We start from the raw sequence: 6229 nt of genomic DNA on the forward strand, positions 1-6229 counted from the left end.
TGACGTGGTGCTGTGCCTACTGGTTCGGTCGCTTCGCCCCTCACCGTGGGCTCCCGTTGTGCTCGCCCTCGCCGGTGTCCTCGTCCAGGGAGCCGGCCGGCTCGATGTCGGTGGGGTCGGGCGCGGGCGCCGGCGCCGGGCGGTCGAGCGGTCCGCCGGCCAGGCCGCGCAGGCCGGGCACGACGCGCTCACCGGCGAGCGCAACCAGGGTGACGTCGCGGGGGATGCCCGGCTCGAAGCGCACCGAGGTGCCGGCCGGGATGGCCAGCCGGTGGCCCCAGGCGGCGTCGCGGTCGAACTCCAGGGCCGCGTTGGACTCGGCGAAGTGGAAGTGCGATCCGACCTGCACGGGGCGGTCGCCGGTGTTGCGCACGGTCAGCGCCACGGTCGGCCGGCCCGGGTTGATCTCGATGTCGCCCTCGCCGAAGAGGATCTCCCCGGGGATCGTCATGAGATCGGCCCGTGCACGGTGACCAGCTTGGTGCCGTCCGGGAAGGTGGCCTCCACCTGCACCTCGGCCAGCATCTCGGGCACCCCGTCGAGCACGTCGTCGCGGGTGAGCACCCGCCGGCCGGCGTCCATCAGCTCGGCGACGGTGCGCCCGTCGCGGGCCCCTTCGAGCAGGAACGCGGTGATGATCGCGGTGGCCTCCGGGTAGTTCAGCCGCAGACCGCGTTCGCGCCGGCGCCGGGCGACGTCGGCCGCCACGTGGATGAGCAGGCGTTCCTGCTCGTGCTGGCTGAGGAACAAAAGAGACCTCCTGATCGCGCCCCGGAATGCTCGCAGGTGGAAGTTTCGGACGTGTTACCCGACGTTTTGATCAAATCACGTTCACCGCACGCGCGCTGCCACGCCGTCGATCAGCAGCTCCACGGCGAGCGCGAAGCCGGTGTCGTCGGCCTCGCCGTCCCCGGCGAGCCGGCGCATCGTCCCGTTCACCTCGGTGTGCAGCAGCCCGCCGACCAGCACAGCGAGGACGGCGCCGATGCGCTCCACCTCGGACTCGGGCAGCCCGGCAGTGCGCAGCACGGTGCAGAGGGTCCGCCGCATCGGCCCGTCGCGCTGGATCACGTCGTTGGTGGCGAAGGCGTGCCGGATCAGGTGGCGGTGGGCCAGGCTGGGTTCGCGGAACTCGTACGCCAACCGGCGCAACTGCTCCTGCCAGGTGCCGTCGCCGACCTCGATGTGCCGGGCCCAAGCTCAACCCTGGCCGGCACCTCGTCTTCGTCCACGCCCCCGGCCTGGTCGCCGAGCCATGGGGAACGCCCTGACCCTTCCGGTCGTCACGACCGCGAACGTTCGCCGTCCTAGGCGCGCGGGAACTGTTCGGCCAGGAGCGGGGTCATCGCGGATGCGATGGCCGTGGTCAGATGGCTGTTGTCCTTCCACACCAGCGCGTTGCCGATGATCGCCGGGCACATCTCGGCGGTGCAGAACCACGGCTGGGTGTCGATCACCGTGACGCCGCGCCGCTGCGCCGCCTCGGCGATCATCCGCCGGCGGGCCGGCTCCGCGATGGCCTCCCGCGGGTGGCGGCCGCATCGGTCCACATGCTTCGGGTTCGTGACGACGCACTCCGGCGCGGAATCCTCCGGCCACGGGGTGTCCTGGATCAGCACGAGCTTCGCGCCGGTCGCCCGGAGCCGGTCGAACGTCTTGATCCAGGCCCCCGTCCAGCGCTGGTCGGCGTCGGGTCCGTCGTCCAGCGGGACGTTGGCCGCGTCGACCATGCCGCCGCTGTCACCGCCGTTCGAGGAGAGCACCACGAACTTCGGCCGGACTCGCTCGATCTCCCGGAAGACCGACTCCCGCCAGCGGAAACACTCGTGGTAGGGGCGCTTCAGCACATCGTGGTAGATCAGGGTGGTCGCGGCCTGGCAGGCGCTCTTGGTCCGGCTCGCCAGTCGCAGCTTGCGCTCGGTGGCGATCGCGTCGACCGCGGGAAACCAGTGGGCGGCGTGCGAGTCGCCGAGCAGGTACATGGTTTCGGGGGCGGCGGGGGCGCCGTACAGGCACGGATGCGGCGTGACCGTCTCCCGGTAGGTCAGGTGGCAGTCGTCCTTGTAGATCACCGGCTTGTTCTTGCCGGCCTTCAACGGGTTGGGCAGCAGGTTCGGCGGCAGCTTGCGCATCCGTACGGACTCGTCGAGCAGTTTCCGCACCCGCGCCAGCGGGGCGGACTCCCCGGCGATGGCCCGCAACGTGTCGGTCGCCGGCTCACCGGTCGGCAGCGGCGGCGTGTGCTGCCCCGCCACCAGCGCGAACGCGGCGGTCGCGGCGGACAGGCCGACACCCAGGCCGAGGCCGGTCCAGGACCGGGACCTGATCCAGGCCAGCGTGCGGACCGGGTTCTCCACCAGGTGATAGGAAGCCACGGCGAGAACCAGGGCGCCGGCGGCCAGGATCAGATTGGCCTCGACGGCCGGCTCGATCTCCAACGCCGCCGGGCCGATCATCAACACCGGCCAATGCCACAGATAGAAACTGTACGAATACCGGCCGACCAGCTGAAATGGACGGGTGCGCAGCAGCGTCGAGGCGCCGTGACGCGGTGCCGCACAGCCCGCCGCGATGATCGCCGCCGCACCGAGCACGGGCAGCGCGGCGGCCGAACCGGGGAACGGCGTCTGCTCGTCGTAGATGATCGCCGAGGTCACGACCGCGACCAGGCCGGCCCAGGTCAGCGCTGCGGCGGGCCGGGCGGGCAGGCCGGCGAGGCGGGTCGCGCCGATCGCCACGAGCGCGCCGACGGCCAGCTCCCAGGCCCGGGTGTGCGCACCGAAGTAAGCCCATGGGGCCGACGAGTCGGTTTGCGTGACGCTGACGTACAGGGAAGCCGCAGTGACCAGAAGCAGAGCCGCCACCAGTGGCGCCCGGCGCCGTCCCCAGGTGAGCGCGAAGATCAGCATCAGCAGCGGCCAGACCAGGTAGAACTGCTCCTCCACCGCGAGCGACCAGAAATGCTGCAACGGTGACGGCGCAGCGCCGGCGTTCAGATAGTCGACGCCCTCGCTCGCGAGCCGCCAGTTGATGCCGTAGAAGGTGGCGTACAGCGCGTCCTGGCTGATCGAGTCGAACCGGGTCGACGGCAGCCAGAACCACGCGCCGGCCACGGTGGCGACCAGCACCAGGGCGGACGCCGGCAGGAGCCGGACCGCGCGGCGGGCGTAGAAGTTCGCGAGCGACACGGTGCCGGTTCGGGACACCTCGTTCAGCAGCAGCGTCGTGATGAGGAAGCCGGAGATGACGAAGAACACGTCCACTCCGACGTAGCCGCCGGCGAGCCCCGTGACCCCGGCGTGCGAGAGCACCACCAGCGTGACGGCGATCGCGCGCATGCCCTCGATGTCGGGGCGGAAACCCAGGTGTGGCCTGGGCTTGACGACCGGTGAATCCAGCCGCGGCTTTTCCAAAACCCGGTCGAAAGTAACCGACATGTCCTGCCTTCGGTGTGCTTTTCACGGTACGCGGCGATCGGTCCGCAGTTCGAACTGCGGATACTAACGATCGATACGCAGCGTCAGCACATCCGTTACATCGGACTTTCGTCACTCAGAGTCGTCGGAAGCCTCGGGGGTGTCGGGTGGGGTGGTGGTTGCCGTGTCGTCGGTGGGCGGGGTGGTGGTCGGCTCCTCCTCGGGTGGGGTGGTGGTGGGTTCCGCCGGTTCGTTCGTCGTTTCGGTGGTTTGCGTGCGCGTCTCCGCAGGCTCGGTCTTGTCCTCGCGCTCGCTGTCTTCGCCGGTAGCGGTGTTGTCCCGAGCTTTCTGTTCTTTCTGTTCCTTCTTCGCCGGCGTCGGCGAGGGCTTCGGCGCTTCCTTGGCCGGCGTGGAGGCGGCCGGAGCCGGCGCGTTCGACGGTCCGAACGGATCAGTAAAGAGGATCACGCCCCCGAGCCCCGCCGCCGCGGCGACGAGGACACCGAGAGTGACGGCCAACATCCGCCGATGGAGTGAACTGTTGCGACTTTCTGTAACTGAACTGTCAAGCCGGATTTGCGTCTCACCCGCCAGAGGCACGCCGGCGGCAGCGAGCGCGGCTGTGCGCTCAGGATCGTCCCCGCCAGTCCGCGCCCCCGCCGCCCCCATCCCCACCGGGCTTGCTCCGGCCAGACCTGTTCCCGCCGGTCCCGTGCCTGCCGGGCTTGCTGCGGCCAGACCTGTTTGCGCTGCTCCGATTCCTGCTGGGCTTGCTGCGGCCGAGCCTGTTCCTGCCGGACTCGCTCCGGCCAGGTCTGTTCCTGCCGGGGTCGCTCCAGCCGAACCTGGTCCTGTCTGGCCTGTTGCGTCGCTGTCCTGTGCAACCGTGCCGGCGTTCGCAGTGCTCTTGTCGTGCCCCGCTTCTACGCCTCGTTCTGCCGTGCCGCTGGTCGCTTCGGTGCCGTGTCGCGATTGGCCGTTGTGATTCGGCATCTCCACATGGGAATCCCGAGCCGCGGGACCACCGTGTGGGGCGTCCGTATGCGGCGAAGATCCGCTCGTTGCGGAGTGTTCCGCCGCTGAGGTTGTTTCAGTCGGGTCCGCCGCCAGGGAACTCGGCGCCCCCACTGCCTGTGCGGCCGCCGCCGGCCCGGCGAGGGCGGCTGCGGCTCCCGCCGCAGGAAGCAAGCCGGCTCCAGCTGCGGCGACAGAGGCATCGCCCGGCGTTGACCCTGTTGCGCCAACGGCGGCGTCGCCCGCGTCGACCGTCGTGGCCGGGGAAGCGGGACGACCGGCAGAGAAGGGACTGGCCGGAGGGCTGTTCGGATCCTCTGGTGCGGGGACGGTTGTGTCGATGCGGGTGGCACTCAGACCCGCGTGCACGGTGTGAGCTGCCGCAGCGGCGCTGTTCGGGGTTTCTCGCAGATCGGCGGCAGCGGCGTCGGCTGCCTCGGCCATCGCGATCGCCGACGGGAAGCGGTCGTCCGGGTCCTTGGCCATTGCGGCGGCGACGAGTTCCCGAACCGGCGCGGGAACGCTCGCCGGCAACGGCGGCGGCTCCCGATCGAGATGCTGGATAGCCACCGCCACCGGATTGTCACCGAGAAACGGAGGCAGTCCCGCGAGACAGTGATAGGCGACCGCGCCCAGCGAATACAGATCCGCGGCCGGCCCGGTAGCCCGCTTCGACACCTGCTCCGGAGCGATATATAGCGCGGTCCCGACGACCTCCTTGGCGCCGGTGAGCGTGACCGACTGGGCTGATCGGGCAACCCCGAAGTCGACCAGTACCACATGGCCGTCCGGCTCGATGATCAGGTTGCCGGGTTTGACATCGCGGTGCACGATCCCGGCGGCGTGCGCGGCAGCCAGCGCCCGGGCAGCCTGCGCGACGACCGACAATGTCTCCGTCACGCTCAGCGGACCACGCTCCGCGATCCACCGGTTCAGCGGCAGACCGTCGACCCGGGCCATCACCAGGTAGGCGCCCTCGTCCGTCTCACCGAAGTCATAGACCGGCGCGACCCCGTTGTTCCGAAGCGACGCCATCGCTCGCGCCTCATGCTGGAAGCGACTGCGGAACCCCGCGTCTCCCGCATATCCGGCGAGCAGCGTCTTCACCGCGACCGGCCGCCCAAGCACAGTGTCGGTAGCCCGCCACACCTCGCCCATGCCGCCCGCGGCGATCCGGTCATCCAGCCGGTACCGATCACCGACCAACTCTCCGGGAAAAGGCATGGGTCTTCCCCTACCCAGTTACGTCTGTCGCTATCCTCCGTCCCGGTCGCCGCGACCCGTCGCGCCGCTGCTGCACCATGTTGCGTCCGGTCCTGCTCATCGAGCTGTAAGCCGTTGCGAGTCGAGCCGCCGTGCTGACGAGGCCGTCGAAGCCCGGCCGCACATCGCCTTCCAGCAAGTGCGCGCCCGGCATCGTTCGCGCACATGGAGCGCCTTGAGAAGCGTTCGCAGTGCTGGCGCGCCTGCTGCCCTGACCGTGCTTCGGTGCCTGCCGTCTCGCCAGTGCTTGGCGCTTGCCCCATCCGAAGCGCTTGCACCCTGCCGCTGGACGTTCGGCGTTCGCACACTGTTGCTGGCGTTGGGCACGTGCGCACCGCCGTTGGCGTCGGGTGCCTGCACGCGGCCGCTGACGTCGGGCGGTTGCGCACCGCCGGTGGCGTCGGGTGCTTGCAGGCGGCCGCTGGCGTCGGGTGCTTGCGCGCGGCCGCTGGCGTCGGGTGCTTGCGCGCGGCCGCTGGCGTCGGGTGCTTGCGCGCGGCCGCTGGCGTCGGGTGCTTGCGCGCGGCCGCTGGCGT

Annotated in this window: 5 protein-coding genes; all 5 read right to left on the minus strand. The window is 70.3% G+C overall.

Going from position 1 to position 6229, the window contains the following annotated elements; all coding sequences use genetic code 11:
* Positions 1-40: 40 nt before the first annotated feature.
* Positions 41-451 (minus strand): urease subunit beta, encoded by a 411-nt coding sequence (locus AB0F81_RS35945; protein WP_360204658.1) that lies wholly within the window; start codon positions 449-451, stop codon positions 41-43.
* Entirely contained in the window at positions 448-750 is a 303-nt protein-coding gene (locus AB0F81_RS35950; RefSeq protein WP_208470219.1) for an urease subunit gamma, read from the minus strand. The genes AB0F81_RS35945 and AB0F81_RS35950 overlap by 4 nt, the downstream gene beginning before the upstream one ends.
* 81 nt (positions 751-831) lie before the next feature.
* Positions 832-1185: a TetR/AcrR family transcriptional regulator C-terminal domain-containing protein gene (locus AB0F81_RS35955; RefSeq protein WP_360204666.1), complete on the minus strand. Its 354-nt coding sequence runs from the start codon at positions 1183-1185 to the stop codon at positions 832-834.
* Positions 1186-1307: 122 nt separating this feature from the next.
* On the minus strand, positions 1308-3338 hold the full coding sequence (locus tag AB0F81_RS35960; RefSeq protein ID WP_360204661.1) for an acyltransferase family protein: 2031 nt from the start codon (positions 3336-3338) through the stop codon (positions 1308-1310).
* 210 nt (positions 3339-3548) lie between these two features.
* Positions 3549-5654 (minus strand): protein kinase, encoded by a 2106-nt coding sequence (locus AB0F81_RS35965; RefSeq protein ID WP_360204664.1) that lies wholly within the window; start codon positions 5652-5654, stop codon positions 3549-3551.
* Positions 5655-6229: the final 575 nt, after the last annotated feature.

This window comes from Actinoplanes sp. NPDC024001 (assembly GCF_040638955.1).
Lineage (GTDB): Bacteria > Actinomycetota > Actinomycetes > Mycobacteriales > Micromonosporaceae > Actinoplanes.